Source organism: Psychrobacillus sp. 05T411 (assembly GCF_056396485.1).
This window is the reverse complement of the sequence record NZ_JBFTLO010000009.1, coordinates 38,803-53,329: the sequence shown is the minus strand read 5'-3', so window position 1 is coordinate 53,329 and position 14,527 is coordinate 38,803. Positions and strand designations below refer to the sequence as shown.

Sequence of the window (14,527 nt, the reverse complement as noted above, 5' to 3'; positions counted from 1 at the left end):
GGATTACTTCGATTCATCGTTTAACGAAATGCTGCTTTAAATTCACTAATAATTTCTTGATGACCATTATTTGAGTCATATGTCTGCTCTTGTTCTAATTCGAAACGGTCCATGATTGGAATGTCGTTTACAGAGAATAGATAGGAATCTGTAGTTGCTTTATGTTCATACCAAGCCCAGTTAGGTACAACAAAGTAGTCTCCAGCTTTCCAGTCAAAACGTACACCGTTAATAACTGTGTAGCCTTCTCCTTTATGAGCGTGATAAACCGTTGAATGTGTATGGCGTAGTGCTTTTGTATGCATCCCCGCTGGCAAATGTTGCATGCGTGTTCCTAATGTTGGATTCGCAGATTTACCTGTTGATGGATTGATGTACTCGACAGCAAACCCATGATGTGGATTTGGGTCAAATGCCATTAAACCTTTAATACCATCAACCGTACGATCCCATTTATAGTTTGCTAAAGGTGCAACTGTAAATTTATCGTCACCAACTGGACGAATCATACCACCACGGTAGCGCTGCTCAGAAAAGTTATCTGGTACTCCAGGTTGTTGTAGTCCATCCTCGTATGGTTCAAAGAATGTACCACCGATTGAATATAGAGTTGGAATATCTAAAGCATCCATCCATAACATCGGCTCAGTGCCTAAATGTTCATGACCATGCCAGAGATTTTTAGGGGTAGTTAAGAAATCACCCTCTTCCATGAAAATACGTTCCCCTTGTACGATTGTATAGGCACCAGTCCCTTTTGAAATGAAGCGTAAAGCTGACTGCGAGTGACGGTGAGATGGTGCTTTTTCTCCTGGGAGCAGCATTTGAACAGCTGCATAAATTGTTTGGGATGTAGATGCCCATCCCCAAGGTTTACGATAAGTTAACCCAGGGTTTTGAAAGTAAATAGCGCGGCGCTCTCCACCACGGTCTGGCGTGAAAATTTCTGCAGCTTCAGCCATCTTTTTATCAATTAATTCCTTCGACCATAAATAAGCTTCAGCATGTGGCTTTGGCGTCTTATTCATGATTTCAGGTATTGCTTCCCAAAGTGGTCCAAGGTTATATTGAGCAATTTCTTTCGTAAAGTCTGTTACGATTTGACTCTTCATAAATTCTGCAACTTCTGGAGTTACTCCAGCCATAATTCCTCGACTTCCTTTCAAATAAGGTGATAAGTATTAAGCATTCACTAAAGTACCTGCTACAGTAGCTACTTTATTTTCTAAAGCACCTACTTGATCGATTTCAATACGAACTACATCGCCATCTTTTAAGAATGTAGGCGGTTCCATTGCAACCCCAACCCCACCGGGCGTACCTGTTAATACAACATCACCAGGTTCAAGCGTCATCAAATTAGATAAGAATGACACTAGTTTCTGCACTGAGAATACTAGATTAGCTGTATTTGTTTTTTGGCGAACTTCACCATTTACTGTTAATACAACATCTAAGCCAGATGGGTTTTTTAATTCATCAGCTGTGACTAAATAAGGACCCATTGGTGCAGAACCGTCTACAGTTTTGCCTTGGAGCCATTGTAATGTGCGACGTTGGATATCGCGATAAGTCACATCATTAGCAATCGTGTAACCAGCAACGTAATCTAGTGCGTCTTCCTCTGAAATATTGCGCGCTTGTTTTCCGACTACAAAAGTGAATTCTGCTTCATAATCTAATTGCTCCGAAATTGGATAATATGGGATATCATCTTCAGGACCTAGTATAGTGTTTGCAAATTTAGCAAAGACAACGGGATGTGAAGGCAATTCACGACCCATTTCTAAAATATGTTCACGGTAATTATGTCCTACACAAATAATTTTTCCTGGGTTCATAACAGGAGCTTCTACTTTTACTTCGTCTAGTGAAAAAATAGCTTTCTGAGCAGAAGCAGTTGGATTAGCCAACATGAAGTTTACAGCTTGTTGTGCTAGTTCAATTGATTTTTTCCCCCCTTGATATAGTTCATCTGTTGTAGAAGGTACATATGCATGGGCAATTTCCTTGTAACGATATTCTCCAGCTGTTTTCAATTGTGTTTCGTAAGCATAATTTAGGTCAATTACTTGTTCATCTACAATGGCTCCGGCACGTGTTGCACCATTAAAAGAATAGTTAATTAATTTCATTATAATCCTCCTTTTATCAAAATAGAATACAATGTTCTCTATTTATAGAAAATATAATATAAGATCCGTCCTTATGTCAATGATTTTATAGAATTTTTATTTTGTTTAGAAAATGTAGAACATTTAGATTTATCATTGACAAATACCTTGAATTTAAGTTAAATTTCATTATAAGGGAACTAAGTTCACTATTTATATAACATTATTTTATATTAGGAGGTTAATATTCATGACGAAAATCAGTGACATTATTGTAGTTGGTGGAGGAATCGGCGGTTTAGCGACAGCGCTTTCAATTGTACAAAGAACGGGCAAGTCTGTAGCGGTATTAGAGCAAGCACCAGAATTTGGGGAAGTTGGTGCGGGAATTCAACTAGGGGCAAATGCGTTATTTGTTTTAGATCAACTAGGTGTAAAAGAAGATATTGCAAAAGTTTCTGTATTTCCAAAACGTCTTGTTTTGAAAGATGTTTATACAGCAAAAGAATTAGCAGTTTTAGATTTAACAGAAGGTTTCCAAGAACATTTCAAACAACCATATGTAGTACTCCATCGTTCAGATTTACATCGTGTACTATTTGAAGCATGTCAAAAACATGGTCGTATTAAATTTATGAATGACGAAATTATTCAGACCGTTGAACAAGCTAATGGGCAAGCTACCGTTACAAACCAAAAAGGGGAAACATATAGTGCCGAAGCAATTATTGGTGCAGATGGTTTAAAATCAAAGGTTCGTAAATTGTTTTCAAATGATGAGCCTATTTGTTCTGAATATGTTGCCTATCGCGGAACAATTCCAATTGAAGAAATCACTGCTAAAGGTGATGTAGCAATGGATGATGTAATTATGTGGATTGGTCCAAACTTACATTTAGTCCAATATCCTGTACGTCGCGGTGAACTATACAATCAAGTTGTTGTGTTTAAAACATATGACTACAAACCAGAAGGAGACTGGGGTACACCAGAAGAAATGACGCAACGCTTTGAGGGAGCTCATCCATTAGTAGAGCGCGCATTAGAATTTATCTCTACGCAATTCCGTTCGCCAATGTTTGACCGTTTGCCTCTTGAAAGCTGGACAGAAGGTAATGTGACATTGTTAGGGGATGCAGCCCATCCAATGCTACAATATTTAGCGCAAGGTGGTGCACAGGCACTAGAAGATGCCTATGTTATAGGAGAAGCATTGGAAACCGAAGCTACTTATAATGAAGCCTTTAAAAAATATCAAGCGGAAAGACAACCTCGTAGTGCAATGGTTCAAACATCTGCACGTAAATGGGGAGAAATTATTCATGCGGAAGATGACATAACCGTTTTACTACGCAATACAATTTTCGGTAATCATAAAGCTACAAACTATGAAGTAGCGGATCATTTATACAATTACTTTAATGTTCGAAAAAACGAGGTAAAAGCTTAATAGAAAAAGAGAAAGAGGAGTTATTCCTCTTTCTCTTTATATCCGTATATAGCAGACATTTCTTTACTTAATAAAATAATACGTTGGATAATTTCTGAATCGAAGGCACTAGGTACGTCTTCAGTAAAACCGACAACAGAAAAAGCACCTACAAGCTCATGTTTGTAGTTAAGAATTGGAAAGCCGATAGACGATACATGACGCACAAGTGGCTCATAGGAATAAGTAAAATGTTCCGTCCTTATTTGCTTTAGCTCACGTTGAAATTTAGCTATGTTAAATTGATCAATTGATCGTTGTTCTTGTTCAATCCAATTTGTTATTTCCAATGAATTGGCATAAGCCGCAAATATTTTACCGGAAGCTGAGGATAATGGTAATTTTGTGCCTATCTGGGCACCAATATTTAACCCGTAATTGGTATTCCAAATATTCGTAATAACGGGTCCGTCATTAATCCAAGTTGCTAATAGAGTGGTCATACTCGTCAGTTTACTAATTTCTTTAAAATATGGAGTTAATCTTCCTATAAAATCAGCATTTTGCGATGCTGCTGTTCCGTATTCTAAAAATTTATAGCCTAATGAAAAATATCCCCGTTTCTGATCACGATATAATAAGTCCATTTGCGTTAATGTATTTAAATATTTGTATAAATTACTTTTGGAAATACCCGTAATTTCTTGGATATCTGAAAATTTTAAAGGAATATCACTTTGGGCCACGGCGTCGATAATTTGAATTCCTAAAGTTAAAGAGCCTATGGTTGTATTGCTAGACATTACACTCATTCCCTTCTTCTTTTGCTTATTTGTAATGCATCACAAATAACGGTTTAAAACCGACACTAAGGAGTATTTTACTATGACATTAGAAATTTTGAAAGAAAGTTCAACAATTATCCAATCAATTATTGAACAAATGGTTCGTCTAATAGAAACAACAGACGCACCTCTATTATATAAAAAGCCATCAGCTGAAAAATGGTCTCTTATGCAAATTGCTTGTCATGTCAACGAAGCAGTAGAATTCTGGGTAGCCGATTTAGAAGCATTATTAATCGTTCCAGGAGCAAAATGGGGGCGGAACCACGAGCATGTCCGACGCTTGGCTGCTGTGGAAGAAAATTATGTTACTTCTGTTTCGAAAGAACAAGCAATTACACGCCTTGAATCGCTAATTTCTCTTACAGAGCAAGCTTTAGGTAAAGTTCGAGCGGAAGATTTAAGTAACACTGCACCAAGCTATAACCCAAATTTTGATGGTAAACCGCTGTCTTTCTTAATCGATCATTTAATAATAAAACATATAGAGAGTCACCTAGGTCAAATGGAACGTCATTTAGAAAAAGTACAATATCAAAATAGTTAATAGCATGGTAGAAAGCACAAGAGACGCATAGGCGCGCTTTTGTGCTTTTATAGCGAATATGGCAATAAAATCGACCAAACAATGATAAAATGGCAGTATTAGCACTTAGGAGGTTTGTACGATGGACTTTTCTTCTTTGAAATATGAGTTTGAACAATCTAACTTTTTTAAGTATATAGGATTTGAATGTGTAAGCGTGGAATATGGGAAAGTAATCATTCAAATTCAAAAAAGACCCGATATTTCTAATTTGAAGGACATGTTGCACGGGGGAGTGATAATGTCTGGTCTTGATATAGTAATGGGCATAACATCTAGAACATTAGGAGTTAAGGCGGCATCAACCATTCAAATGGAAGTAAAGTTTGTAAATAGTGTCTTCGAAGGAACAACTGAAATAATTGGTGAGCTTATACATCGCTCGGACCATACAGCAATTTTAAATGGCAAAGTAATCGACGAACAAGGCAATTTAATAGCATATAGTACAGCTACATTCAGACTATATTCTTAAACGAAAGTAACACTGAAATAATCAGAGTTATTTTCAAAATGGTATGTAAACAAACAAAGAATGACAAGAAGAGTGGAACGAATATGGAAAAGACGCATTTGCAATTGAGCAAGTAGAAGTATTGAAAATTCCAGCCGTATGGAGAGAAGGGGTACCATACGAAGAAAGCTTCCGAATAACGGAAGCTTTTTGAATGAGAGCGTCTCTTTGAATAATTCTAGAACTTACTAGATTTATCAATAGCATTTCAAAATAATATTACCAATCATTTTTCAAAACAATTTTTCCTATTGCTTTACCTGATTCCATATATTCATGAGCTTTGGAGACTTCATCAAACGTGAAAATTTTGGAATCTAAAAGTGGACGCAGCTTCCCTTCCTCCACAACCTTTGCAACCTTTTTCAAAACTTCACCATTATGTTTATGCATATCTTTGTTTAATATTTTCAATAACATAAAAGTAACATGCAAAGAAAGTCCCTTCGAATGCATGGGAGAGAGGTCATGAGTTGAACGAGCGGCAATGGCTGTTACCGTTCCATGTGGTGCTGCCGCCTCAAAAGAGCGATCAAGGTTTTCACCCCCTACAGTGTCAAAGATGAGGTCAAATCCTTTCCCATTTGTATATTTTTGTACATAGTCTTTAACGCTTTCTTCTCGATAATTTATCGTTACATCAGCGCCAAGTTGAGTGCCAATCTCCAACTTCTCTTTCGATGAGGCAGTTGTATAGACAGTAGCTCCTGCCCATTTGGCTAGCTGAATGGCGATATGTCCGACCCCACCGGTAGCTCCGTGAATTAAGATATCTTGTCCCGGTATAAGCTTTGCTCGATTAAATAATGCTTCCCAAGCGGTAATGGAAACCAAAGGCAAAGCGGCAGCTTCTTCCATCGTCAAATTTTTCGGCTTATGGGCAAGTAAGTCAACATCTGCCAGCATAAACTCTGCAAGAGCACCGCCAGATGTCCCTTTAAATCCACCGGCACATCCAAACACTTCATCCCCAATTTTAAAGTCGGTGACTCCTTCACCGACTGCACATACCAAACCTGCCACGTCTCCGTGTAATACTGCTGGAAACTCCGGCGCAACGGCTGGAACTGCACCAGCTCGGACTTTCGTATCAATAGGATTTACACTTGTAGCCTTTACTTGAATAAGTACATGTCCAGTTTTTACTTGAGGTTTTGAAATCTCTTTAAACTGAAATACAGATGGATCACCAAAAGATTCAATAATTTGCGATTTCATGCTAGTCACTCCTTGTTATTTGTTTTACCTGATAATGGGGAAGGTCAACGCTTGATTCCGAAGAGTCGGAAAAGAAAAAACCTTTAGTCTTCTTTTTACAGAATCAATGATACTTTATATAGTATAAAATTAATAGTAGGCACATTTTCAGCATTTACCCGAAATTAGATTAATAGATTCGAACGCGACAAAAAACTCCGAACATAAGCCCGGAGTCATTTCCCAACAATATAAGTTTTCAAAAGAGCAGCCCGTTCACGCAATCGCACTTTTGCTTCTACCACTTTCGGTGTTTCCGCAGCCACAACATCCGTATCCCAACCGAGCTTACTAGCAAGCATTTTCGCACGATGCAAATGGTAATCACTCGTAATAATCGTCACAGAATCCAAATCGTCTGGCAGCAGCTCTTGTGAAAACAATAAGTTTTCATAAGTAGAGGTTGACTGGTTTTCCACAATGATTCTATTTTCTGCTACTCCATTTTCTAAAAGAAAATTTTTCATGACTACAGCTTCCTCGATATCTTCATCGGGTCCTTGTCCACCAGATACAACTAACTTCACATGGGGATTCTCTACAGCATACGCTGCTGCCGCCTCCAAACGATAGCGTAGAGCTAGTGAAGGGACATTCCCTTTTTTCACTTTTGCGCCGAGCACGATTGCGTATTCATTGGAACCATCTGCTTTCGGCTCCAGCCCGTCATCTAGCCATTTACTTGTGACCATCCACATACCAAATCCGCCTGAAACAACTACTAGTAAAGGAATAAGCACGATCCACCTCATTTTTTTCTTCATTTCATTCACACGGACGGTTTCTTTTTCTTCAAGAAGGCGGATATTCTTGGTTCTTCTTTACGGGCTAGACGACGAAAATTTTCGATATGTAAAACAACTGCCATGGCAAATAAAAACCCCGCGACAGCAACAGGCGCGGCCCCTTCAGCAAACCAAATGGAAGCCACTATAAATACTGCATAAAATACAAACACACCGATCAATAAAAAATCCGTTAATAAAGTCATACCGATTAATAATAAAAATCCAATAAGTCCAATTGGCCAATAAATAGCAAATAAAATACCAATAATCGAAGCGGTCCCTTTTCCGCCTTTAAATCCAGTGTAAATCGGGAAATTATGCCCTAAAATAACAGCAGCCCCAGCTAAATAGAGCAATAAATCTTGTTCCACGGAAGTCCAAGAGCTATATTGTTGCACAAAGAAGCGAACAGCTATAATAACAAATACACCTTTTAAAATATCAATTACAGCTACCAAAATTCCATACTTCATTCCAAGAACGATTGCTGCATTCGAAGCTCCGGAATTTTTAAGCCCTTCTTTTTTAATATTGACGCCACTTAAGGCCTGCGCAACTTTCGAGCCGTGGATTGCACCGACGAGGTAGCTAATTACTAATATAGTCGAAATCCAAACTGCCATCATATCACCTCTCTATCTAATAACTACTATACATTAAACGTTCCAATAACAAAGAAGTTTCAGAATTTTTCATAAAAACACTTGACGAATAGATTGATAGAATCTTATACTTTGTATCAAGATGGAAAACTAAATCTAATACTCTTATCAAGAGTGGCGGAGGGACTAGGCCCTGCGATGCCCGGCAACCACCGAGTTCTAAACTCGGAAAGGTGCTAATTCCTACAAATTCGTTTACCCGAATTTGGAAGATAAGAGGAGGAACATGCGAAACTGCACCCCTCTTCTTAATCGAAGAGGGGTTTTTGTTTGTCCTAAAGATCCTCTCCTGTCTCCCGATGTGCCCATCTAAACTATTTTCTAGGAGGAATTCAAAATGACAAATCTTCAAAAAGAAACAATTCTTTTGCACGGTGGTCAACAACCAGATCCAGTAACAGGTTCACGAGCAGTGCCTATTCACAAAACGACTTCTTACGTATTTCGCGATACAGAGCATGCGCAAAATCTTTTTGCATTGAAAGAAACAGGTAATATTTATTCTCGTATTATGAATCCGACGGTTGATGTTTTCGAGCAACGAGTGGCGCTTCTTGAAGGTGGAACGGCAGCGGTAGCATTATCTTCTGGTATGGCGGCAATTGCCTTCTCGATTTTGAATATTGCGGGAGCGGGAGACGAAATAATTGCAGCAGAAAATTTATACGGCGGTACATTTAATTTATTCGCACATACGCTACCTCGTTACGGCATTACGGTAAAATTCGTTGACGCTACTAATCCGGAAAACTTCCGTGCTGCAGTGACAGACAAAACAAAAGGATTTTTCGCAGAAACGATCGGTAACCCAAGTTTAAATATATTAGATATAGAAAAAGTGGCAGCCATCGCAAATGACGTAGGTGTACCGCTATTAATAGATAACACATTCGCTACTCCGTATGGAACCAACCCGATTAAGCACGGAGCTCATATTGTTATCCATTCCGCAACCAAATGGATTGGCGGACATGGAACAACGATCGGAGGAATCGTGGTAGATGGAGGAAACTTCGACTGGAACTCGGATAAATTCCCAGGTTTTACAGAGCCAGATGTAACTTACCATGGTTTACGATATGGAATTGATGTACCAAGTGTCGCATTTGCCATTAAATTACGGGTACAACTTTTACGTGATTTTGGACCTTCCTTAAGTCCAGAAGCCGCATTTTCGTTTTTACAAGGATTAGAAACACTACATCTTCGGGTTCCAAAGCACAATGAAAACGCACAAAAAATTGCAGAATTCTTAGTAAACCACGAAGGCGTTGAATGGGTGAACTACTTAGGATTGGAAGACCATCCGTCTCATGAACTGGCGAAAAAGTATTTGCAAAATGGATTTGGTTCCATCTTAAACTTTGGCGTAAAAGGTGGAAAAGAAGCTGGTAGCCACATTATTGATAATATTGAAATTTGGTCACATGTAGCAAACGTAGGGGATGCTAAGTCACTAATCATTCACCCAGCGTCTACAACTCATCAACAGTTAACACCAGAAGATCTAGTGAAAACTGGTGTTACAGAGGACTTAATCCGCTTGTCTGTTGGGCTAGAAGCAGTAGAAGATTTACAAAATGCTCTTGATAAAGTACTTGTGGAAAAAACAAATGTCCTCTCTAGATAGAATTTTGTTGTTAATTGGGCGCAAATAGTCTACAATATATAAAATAGTCAATCTTAAATATAAAAACGCTCAATTGTGCAGATTTAGTTGGAGGAGAAAGTATGGCGAAAATAAAAGCAGCAATCTTAGGTTTCGGAACAGTCGGCCAAGGGATTTATCATATTGTCAACGAAAAAAGAGAAGACTTGAAGAAGTCGTTAGGGTTGGACATTGAAATTAGCGCTATTCTTGTCAATAACCTATCAAAAGAAAGAATAGAAACGCCTGGTGTACTAGTGACAGATGACTTTGAGGACATTATGAATGTTCAAGGACTTCAAGTAGTCTTTGAAGCAATTGTCAATGAAGAACCGGCCTATAGCTATTTATGTCGAGCAATCGATAAAGGATGTCATGTCATTACGGCAAATAAAGTGATGTTCTCTAAATATAGTATCCCCCTACAAGAGCGCGCAAAATCACGCGGCGTATTTGTCGGGTATGAAGCAACTACAGCTGGTGGAGTTCCTGTTATTAAAACATTGAAAAATTTACTTCAAGTCAATTCCGTGAAGAAAATTCAAGGGATTTTAAATGGAACTTCCAATTATATTTTAACGCAAATGCGTGTAGATGAGTGCCAGTTTGAAGATGCTTTAAAAGAAGCACAGCTTCTAGGGTATGCGGAAGCAGATCCATATAATGATGTCTCTGGTCAAGACGCATTCCGTAAATTAATGATTTTAAGTGCGCTCGCTTTTGGTAAACAGCCAAATTGGAACGACGTAAAAGTAGTAGGAATCGATGAAATATCACTAGAGGATGTTAGAAAAGCAAAACAAGAAGGGCTTCGTTACCGTCACGTTGCAGAAATCGAGCAAGATGAAAACGGAGAACTATTTGCATCAGTTGGACCACAACTTGTTGGCCCAGATCATCCTTTATATGCGATAGAAGGCGTAAATAACGCTGTTTCACTAGATACAAACTACATCGGCACATTGACATTAGTAGGACCGGGAGCAGGAATGTATCCAACTGCAAGTGTCATGGTAGAAGACTATGCAGAAATTATTGGAAAACGTGCTGGATTTTTTATTACGATCTAATACAAAAAAAGACTTCGACAATTTGCGTCGAAGTCTTTTTTAATATGCATTTAAATATTAATCCTCATCTTTCACATCAATATCATCTGGAATCGGCGTGTTTCGCCATTCGTCGATTTGGCGTTTTAACTCTTCGACTTGCTCCAAATGCGTTTGGAATTGGGCACTATTAACGTAGTAATCTTCTCCATCGAAGATTGCACGAATCTTTTTTTCCGCAATATAGCGTTTTACTTGTTCAATAGGCATAGATAAATAATTCGCAGTTTCTTCTACTGTCATATACATGGGAAATGCCTCCTATCTATATAAGTATAAGATACGATGGGCACTATCTCAATATGTGCTATATTAAAAGTAAAAAGAGAATTCAAAAGGAGTGGCGATGGGGTTGTCTATAATACCATACATATTTGTATTGCTTGGTGCTATTTTATGGGGGACGACAGGGACGGCGCAAACATTTTTACCGGAAAATGCACATCCATTTTTGATTAGTGCGGGGCGTTCTGCGGTCGGTGGTTTTTCTTTATTAATTGCGATGATTCTTTTAAAGAAAATTAAGTTTAAGAGTTGGCCTTGGAAAGAGACAATCTATGCGGCAATCTGTATATCGCTTTTCCAACTATTGTTTTTTTCGTCTGTTAAATTAACAGGAGTGGCTATTGCGAGTGTAGTTGCAATCGGAAGTGCCCCTGTATTTTCGGGATTAATCGAGTGGCTATTTTTAAAAGTGAGACCGTCAAAGATTTGGGGAATTTCGACAGCTTTCGCGTTACTAGGATGCGTTTTTTTATTTATGAATAAAGGCGAAATTACGATTAATCCAGTTGGGGTCATGTATTCACTTATTGCTGGACTTGGATTTGCCATATATACGATGTCTAGCAAAATACTTTTGCAAAAGGAAGAAACAATCCCAGTTGTGGCCATGACTTTTTCGGTTAGTGCTGTATTATTGTCACCGTTTTGGTTTTTGTATGATGTTAGTTGGCTACAGGATGGTGGAAATATAGGGATTATCTTTTACTTAGGTCTTGCAACGACGAGTGTGGCTTATGTGTTATATGGGAGAGGACTTCACCAGATTCCGTCTTCCTCGGCATTGACATTGTCACTTGCTGAACCGACGACCGCTGCATTATTGGGGGTATTTATCGTAGGAGAAATACTTAGCGCAACATCGTGGATTGGTATTTTATTGTTACTAGGCAGTATTGTTGTTTTAACGGTTGGTAGTAGATCGACTAAGCAAGAAGTAGTTGTTTGATTACCAGTTAGTGGATAAGGGCAACTAGTTGGCTTATGAGAGCAACCAAAGAGACGGCAAGAGCACTCAAATATAATCCGAGAGCAACTAATTCACCCACGAGAGCAACCAGGCTTACACGGAAGGCAACTAAATCGCATAATAAAAAGCTATCTTCAGCTAAGATAGCTTTTTTCGCATTTAAAATCCTAAGGCATTCCTGACATCTGCCGTATATGTCTGACTTACAGGAAGTTCCGTACCGTCTTGCAGTAGGACTAGTAAATTAGAAGAAAAATCTCGTATGATTCGATCGATAAAAGCCACATTGACAATATAGGATCGATGAATGCGTAAAAACGATTCTGGTAGACGTTGTTGTAATTCTTTCAGTGGAATACTAGTTTTGTATGGCTCTTTATTTGCGTAAAACCATGTTTTTTTCTGAAGACTTTCCATATATGCAATTTTCTCGATGGGTATTGGTCGCCATTCTTCTTCTAATTTTCCTGTTAAGAAACGATAAGGAGCCGGATTTATAACCGGGTGTTTTAGAGGCAGTATCACAATAAGCGCTCCAGTTTCCCCTAAAATATTGATGGGGTAGGCGATTCCGTAATAAGGTTCGCTTAATATGAAATCCTCTACTATACCTTCTGTTCTACAACAGGTCTGCATAGCTATTTCAGCAATGCTCCCTTCTTTCACTTTTTGCCGATCCACCATTTGTAGATTTTGCTTTTTAACATCAAAATAAACGTATTCACCCCTTGCTGCGATAGCGATAGAAGCCTCTTTTGGGATCCAATCTTCCACTAAAGCGATATATTGCAGAACTTGCTCTTTCGATATTTCCATCCATTTCCCTCCAGTATGAAAATTCGTCGTTCATCCACCTTATTTGTATTTCGTCCTCTTAAAACAGTTGTTCGTCTAAAAGTATATGCAAAATTCTGAATATTGTTATATAGTAGATTACAAGAAAACAAACTGTTATGGAACAGTGCAAAAGTAATGTTTTTAACTGTTTCATACATTAAATGAAAAGAGGCGGATGAAAATGTTAACAAGACAACAGCAAGTAGAACAATTACGTGCAGAGTGGGATCAAGAGAATCGTTGGAAAGGGATTGAACGCCCTTACTCACCAGAAGAAGTGATTAAGCTTCGTGGGTCCTTACAAATTGAACATACGCTAGCTCGCAAAGGTGCAGAGCGTTTATGGAATTCTTTACACAAGGAAGATTTTATTAATGCGCTTGGGGCCCTCACAGGAAATCAGGCAGTACAACAAGTAAAAGCAGGACTCCAAGCGATTTACTTAAGCGGTTGGCAAGTTGCAGCGGATGCAAACCTTTCGGGACAAATGTATCCGGACCAAAGCCTTTACCCGGCAAACAGTGTACCAGCAGTTGTAAAACGTATTAACCAAGCATTGCAACGTGCCGATCAAATCGATCAAGCAGAAGGAAGAGAAGATCAGTTCGATTGGTTCGCGCCAATTATTGCAGATGCAGAAGCTGGATTTGGTGGACCATTAAATGTGTTCGAGCTAATGAAAGGCATGATTGAAGCTGGGGCTGCAGGTGTTCACTTAGAAGATCAGTTAGCGTCTGAAAAGAAATGTGGTCATCTTGGAGGGAAAGTACTGCTTCCTACACAAAATGCGATTCGTAACTTAATTGCGGCTCGTTTAGCAGCAGACGTATCAGGTGTCCCAACTGTATTAATCGCACGCACAGATGCAGATGCGGCGGATATGGTCACAAGCGATATCGATCCGCTAGATGCAGAATTTATCACAGGCGAAAGAACGCCGGAAGGATTTTTCAAAACAAAACCAGGTATTGAGCAGGCGATTGCACGTGGCTTAGCCTATGCACCTTACGCGGATCTTGTTTGGTGTGAAACGTCACATCCAAGTTTAGAGGAAGCCAAACAGTTTGCCGATGCGATTCATGCGCAATTTCCTGGGAAATTACTTGCATATAACTGTTCGCCTTCATTTAACTGGAAAGCAAACTTAGACGATGAAACGATTGCAAAATACCAAGTGGAGTTAGGAAAAATGGGCTACAAATTCCAATTCGTAACACTTGCAGGATTCCATGCATTAAACCACAGTATGTTCGAATTAGCACATGACTACAAAACTAACGGGATGGCAGCATACTCCAAACTTCAACAAGCAGAATTTGCGAACGAGAAGAAAGGCTACACGGCTACGAAGCACCAACGGGAAGTAGGAACAGGTTACTTTGACGATATTACTCAAGTAATTTCTGGAGGAACTTCTTCTACGACAGCGATGACAGGTTCTACAGAAGTTGCGCAATTTATATAATCAATCATGGGGAAGGGAGGT

At 38.9% G+C, this 14,527-nt stretch carries 15 protein-coding genes and 1 riboswitch; of the genes, 7 read left to right on the top strand and 8 right to left on the bottom strand.

Annotated features, from left to right (window positions below; translation table 11 throughout):
• Positions 1 to 20: 20 nt before the first annotated feature.
• Together AC1DFT_RS09530 and AC1DFT_RS09525 are read right to left on the bottom strand one after the other, a co-directional pair.
• The gene (locus AC1DFT_RS09530) at positions 21 to 1,145 is read right to left on the bottom strand and encodes a cupin domain-containing protein (protein WP_477918957.1); all 1,125 of its coding nucleotides are present in this window, start codon (positions 1,143 to 1,145) and stop codon (positions 21 to 23) included.
• A 36-nt stretch (positions 1,146 to 1,181) separates the two neighbouring features.
• Positions 1,182 to 2,135 carry a fumarylacetoacetate hydrolase family protein gene (locus tag AC1DFT_RS09525; RefSeq protein WP_477918956.1) on the bottom strand — a complete coding sequence of 318 codons (954 nt, stop codon included), beginning with the start codon at positions 2,133 to 2,135 and terminating at the stop codon, positions 1,182 to 1,184.
• Between the two features lie 229 nt (positions 2,136 to 2,364).
• Here AC1DFT_RS09525 and AC1DFT_RS09520 point away from each other — a divergent pair, with 229 nt between their 5' ends.
• Entirely contained in the window at positions 2,365 to 3,564 is a 1,200-nt protein-coding gene (locus AC1DFT_RS09520) for an FAD-dependent monooxygenase (RefSeq protein ID WP_477918955.1), read from the top strand.
• 20 nt (positions 3,565 to 3,584) lie between these two features.
• On the opposite strand, the gene AC1DFT_RS09515 is transcribed toward AC1DFT_RS09520, so the two are convergent.
• Positions 3,585 to 4,346, bottom strand: coding sequence for an IclR family transcriptional regulator (locus tag AC1DFT_RS09515; RefSeq protein ID WP_477918954.1), 762 nt, complete (start codon positions 4,344 to 4,346; stop codon positions 3,585 to 3,587).
• Positions 4,347 to 4,428: 82 nt separating this feature from the next.
• Between AC1DFT_RS09515 and AC1DFT_RS09510 the strand changes: the two genes are divergently transcribed.
• The gene (locus AC1DFT_RS09510; protein ID WP_477918953.1) at positions 4,429 to 4,935 is read left to right on the top strand and encodes a DinB family protein; all 507 of its coding nucleotides are present in this window, start codon (positions 4,429 to 4,431) and stop codon (positions 4,933 to 4,935) included.
• Between the two features lie 121 nt (positions 4,936 to 5,056).
• Positions 5,057 to 5,449, top strand: coding sequence for a PaaI family thioesterase (locus tag AC1DFT_RS09505; protein ID WP_477918952.1), 393 nt, complete (start codon positions 5,057 to 5,059; stop codon positions 5,447 to 5,449).
• Positions 5,450 to 5,707: 258 nt separating this feature from the next.
• On the opposite strand, the gene AC1DFT_RS09500 is transcribed toward AC1DFT_RS09505, so the two are convergent.
• The 3 genes from AC1DFT_RS09500 to AC1DFT_RS09490 all read right to left on the bottom strand — a co-directional run bounded on the left by AC1DFT_RS09500 (position 5,708) and on the right by AC1DFT_RS09490 (position 8,156).
• Positions 5,708 to 6,706: a zinc-dependent alcohol dehydrogenase family protein gene (locus tag AC1DFT_RS09500; protein WP_477918951.1), complete on the bottom strand. Its 999-nt coding sequence runs from the start codon at positions 6,704 to 6,706 to the stop codon at positions 5,708 to 5,710.
• 215 nt (positions 6,707 to 6,921) lie between these two features.
• Positions 6,922 to 7,485 carry a YdcF family protein gene (locus AC1DFT_RS09495; protein ID WP_477918950.1) on the bottom strand — a complete coding sequence of 188 codons (564 nt, stop codon included), beginning with the start codon at positions 7,483 to 7,485 and terminating at the stop codon, positions 6,922 to 6,924.
• Between the two features lie 29 nt (positions 7,486 to 7,514).
• A complete protein-coding gene (locus AC1DFT_RS09490; protein WP_477918949.1) occupies positions 7,515 to 8,156 on the bottom strand; it encodes a glycerol-3-phosphate acyltransferase in 642 nt (213 codons plus the stop codon).
• A 141-nt stretch (positions 8,157 to 8,297) separates the two neighbouring features.
• Positions 8,298 to 8,414: riboswitch (SAM riboswitch) on the top strand.
• A gap of 118 nt (positions 8,415 to 8,532) precedes the next feature.
• On the opposite strand from AC1DFT_RS09490, the gene AC1DFT_RS09485 reads away from it, so the two are divergent.
• Together AC1DFT_RS09485 and AC1DFT_RS09480 are read left to right on the top strand one after the other, a co-directional pair.
• Positions 8,533 to 9,825 (top strand): O-acetylhomoserine aminocarboxypropyltransferase/cysteine synthase family protein, encoded by a 1,293-nt coding sequence (locus tag AC1DFT_RS09485; protein ID WP_477918948.1) that lies wholly within the window; start codon positions 8,533 to 8,535, stop codon positions 9,823 to 9,825.
• Positions 9,826 to 9,926: 101 nt separating this feature from the next.
• Positions 9,927 to 10,913, top strand: coding sequence for a homoserine dehydrogenase (locus AC1DFT_RS09480; protein WP_477918947.1), 987 nt, complete (start codon positions 9,927 to 9,929; stop codon positions 10,911 to 10,913).
• 57 nt (positions 10,914 to 10,970) lie between these two features.
• Here the strand turns inward: AC1DFT_RS09480 and AC1DFT_RS09475 are convergent, their stop codons facing one another.
• Complete coding sequence (locus AC1DFT_RS09475; protein WP_142538991.1) at positions 10,971 to 11,201, bottom strand: excisionase family DNA-binding protein; 231 nt, start codon at positions 11,199 to 11,201, stop codon at positions 10,971 to 10,973.
• A 97-nt stretch (positions 11,202 to 11,298) separates the two neighbouring features.
• On the opposite strand from AC1DFT_RS09475, the gene AC1DFT_RS09470 reads away from it, so the two are divergent.
• Positions 11,299 to 12,183: a DMT family transporter gene (locus tag AC1DFT_RS09470; RefSeq protein ID WP_477918946.1), complete on the top strand. Its 885-nt coding sequence runs from the start codon at positions 11,299 to 11,301 to the stop codon at positions 12,181 to 12,183.
• A gap of 180 nt (positions 12,184 to 12,363) precedes the next feature.
• Here AC1DFT_RS09470 and AC1DFT_RS09465 read toward each other — a convergent pair whose 3' ends face one another.
• Complete coding sequence (locus tag AC1DFT_RS09465) at positions 12,364 to 13,020, bottom strand: LytR/AlgR family response regulator transcription factor (RefSeq protein WP_477918945.1); 657 nt, start codon at positions 13,018 to 13,020, stop codon at positions 12,364 to 12,366.
• A 202-nt stretch (positions 13,021 to 13,222) separates the two neighbouring features.
• On the opposite strand from AC1DFT_RS09465, the gene aceA reads away from it, so the two are divergent.
• Entirely contained in the window at positions 13,223 to 14,506 is a 1,284-nt protein-coding gene (gene aceA / locus AC1DFT_RS09460; RefSeq protein WP_477918944.1) for an isocitrate lyase, read from the top strand.
• The last annotated feature ends 21 nt before the right edge of the window (positions 14,507 to 14,527 follow it).

What these genes read in the sequence shown, in the direction of transcription:
- AC1DFT_RS09500 (WP_477918951.1), bottom strand. Translation starts at nt 6,706, where the DNA reads ATGAAATCGCAAATTATTGAATCTTTTGGTGATCCATCTGTATTTCAG.
- AC1DFT_RS09485 (WP_477918948.1), top strand. Translation starts at nt 8,533, where the DNA reads ATGACAAATCTTCAAAAAGAAACAATTCTTTTGCACGGTGGTCAACAA.
- aceA (WP_477918944.1), top strand. Translation starts at nt 13,223, where the DNA reads ATGTTAACAAGACAACAGCAAGTAGAACAATTACGTGCAGAGTGGGAT.
- AC1DFT_RS09530 (WP_477918957.1), bottom strand. Translation starts at nt 1,145, where the DNA reads ATGGCTGGAGTAACTCCAGAAGTTGCAGAATTTATGAAGAGTCAAATC.
- AC1DFT_RS09470 (WP_477918946.1), top strand. Translation starts at nt 11,299, where the DNA reads ATGGGGTTGTCTATAATACCATACATATTTGTATTGCTTGGTGCTATT.
- AC1DFT_RS09490 (WP_477918949.1), bottom strand. Translation starts at nt 8,156, where the DNA reads ATGGCAGTTTGGATTTCGACTATATTAGTAATTAGCTACCTCGTCGGT.
- AC1DFT_RS09465 (WP_477918945.1), bottom strand. Translation starts at nt 13,020, where the DNA reads ATGGAAATATCGAAAGAGCAAGTTCTGCAATATATCGCTTTAGTGGAA.
- AC1DFT_RS09480 (WP_477918947.1), top strand. Translation starts at nt 9,927, where the DNA reads ATGGCGAAAATAAAAGCAGCAATCTTAGGTTTCGGAACAGTCGGCCAA.
- AC1DFT_RS09475 (WP_142538991.1), bottom strand. Translation starts at nt 11,201, where the DNA reads ATGTATATGACAGTAGAAGAAACTGCGAATTATTTATCTATGCCTATT.
- AC1DFT_RS09510 (WP_477918953.1), top strand. Translation starts at nt 4,429, where the DNA reads ATGACATTAGAAATTTTGAAAGAAAGTTCAACAATTATCCAATCAATT.
- AC1DFT_RS09515 (WP_477918954.1), bottom strand. Translation starts at nt 4,346, where the DNA reads ATGTCTAGCAATACAACCATAGGCTCTTTAACTTTAGGAATTCAAATT.
- AC1DFT_RS09520 (WP_477918955.1), top strand. Translation starts at nt 2,365, where the DNA reads ATGACGAAAATCAGTGACATTATTGTAGTTGGTGGAGGAATCGGCGGT.
- AC1DFT_RS09505 (WP_477918952.1), top strand. Translation starts at nt 5,057, where the DNA reads ATGGACTTTTCTTCTTTGAAATATGAGTTTGAACAATCTAACTTTTTT.
- AC1DFT_RS09525 (WP_477918956.1), bottom strand. Translation starts at nt 2,135, where the DNA reads ATGAAATTAATTAACTATTCTTTTAATGGTGCAACACGTGCCGGAGCC.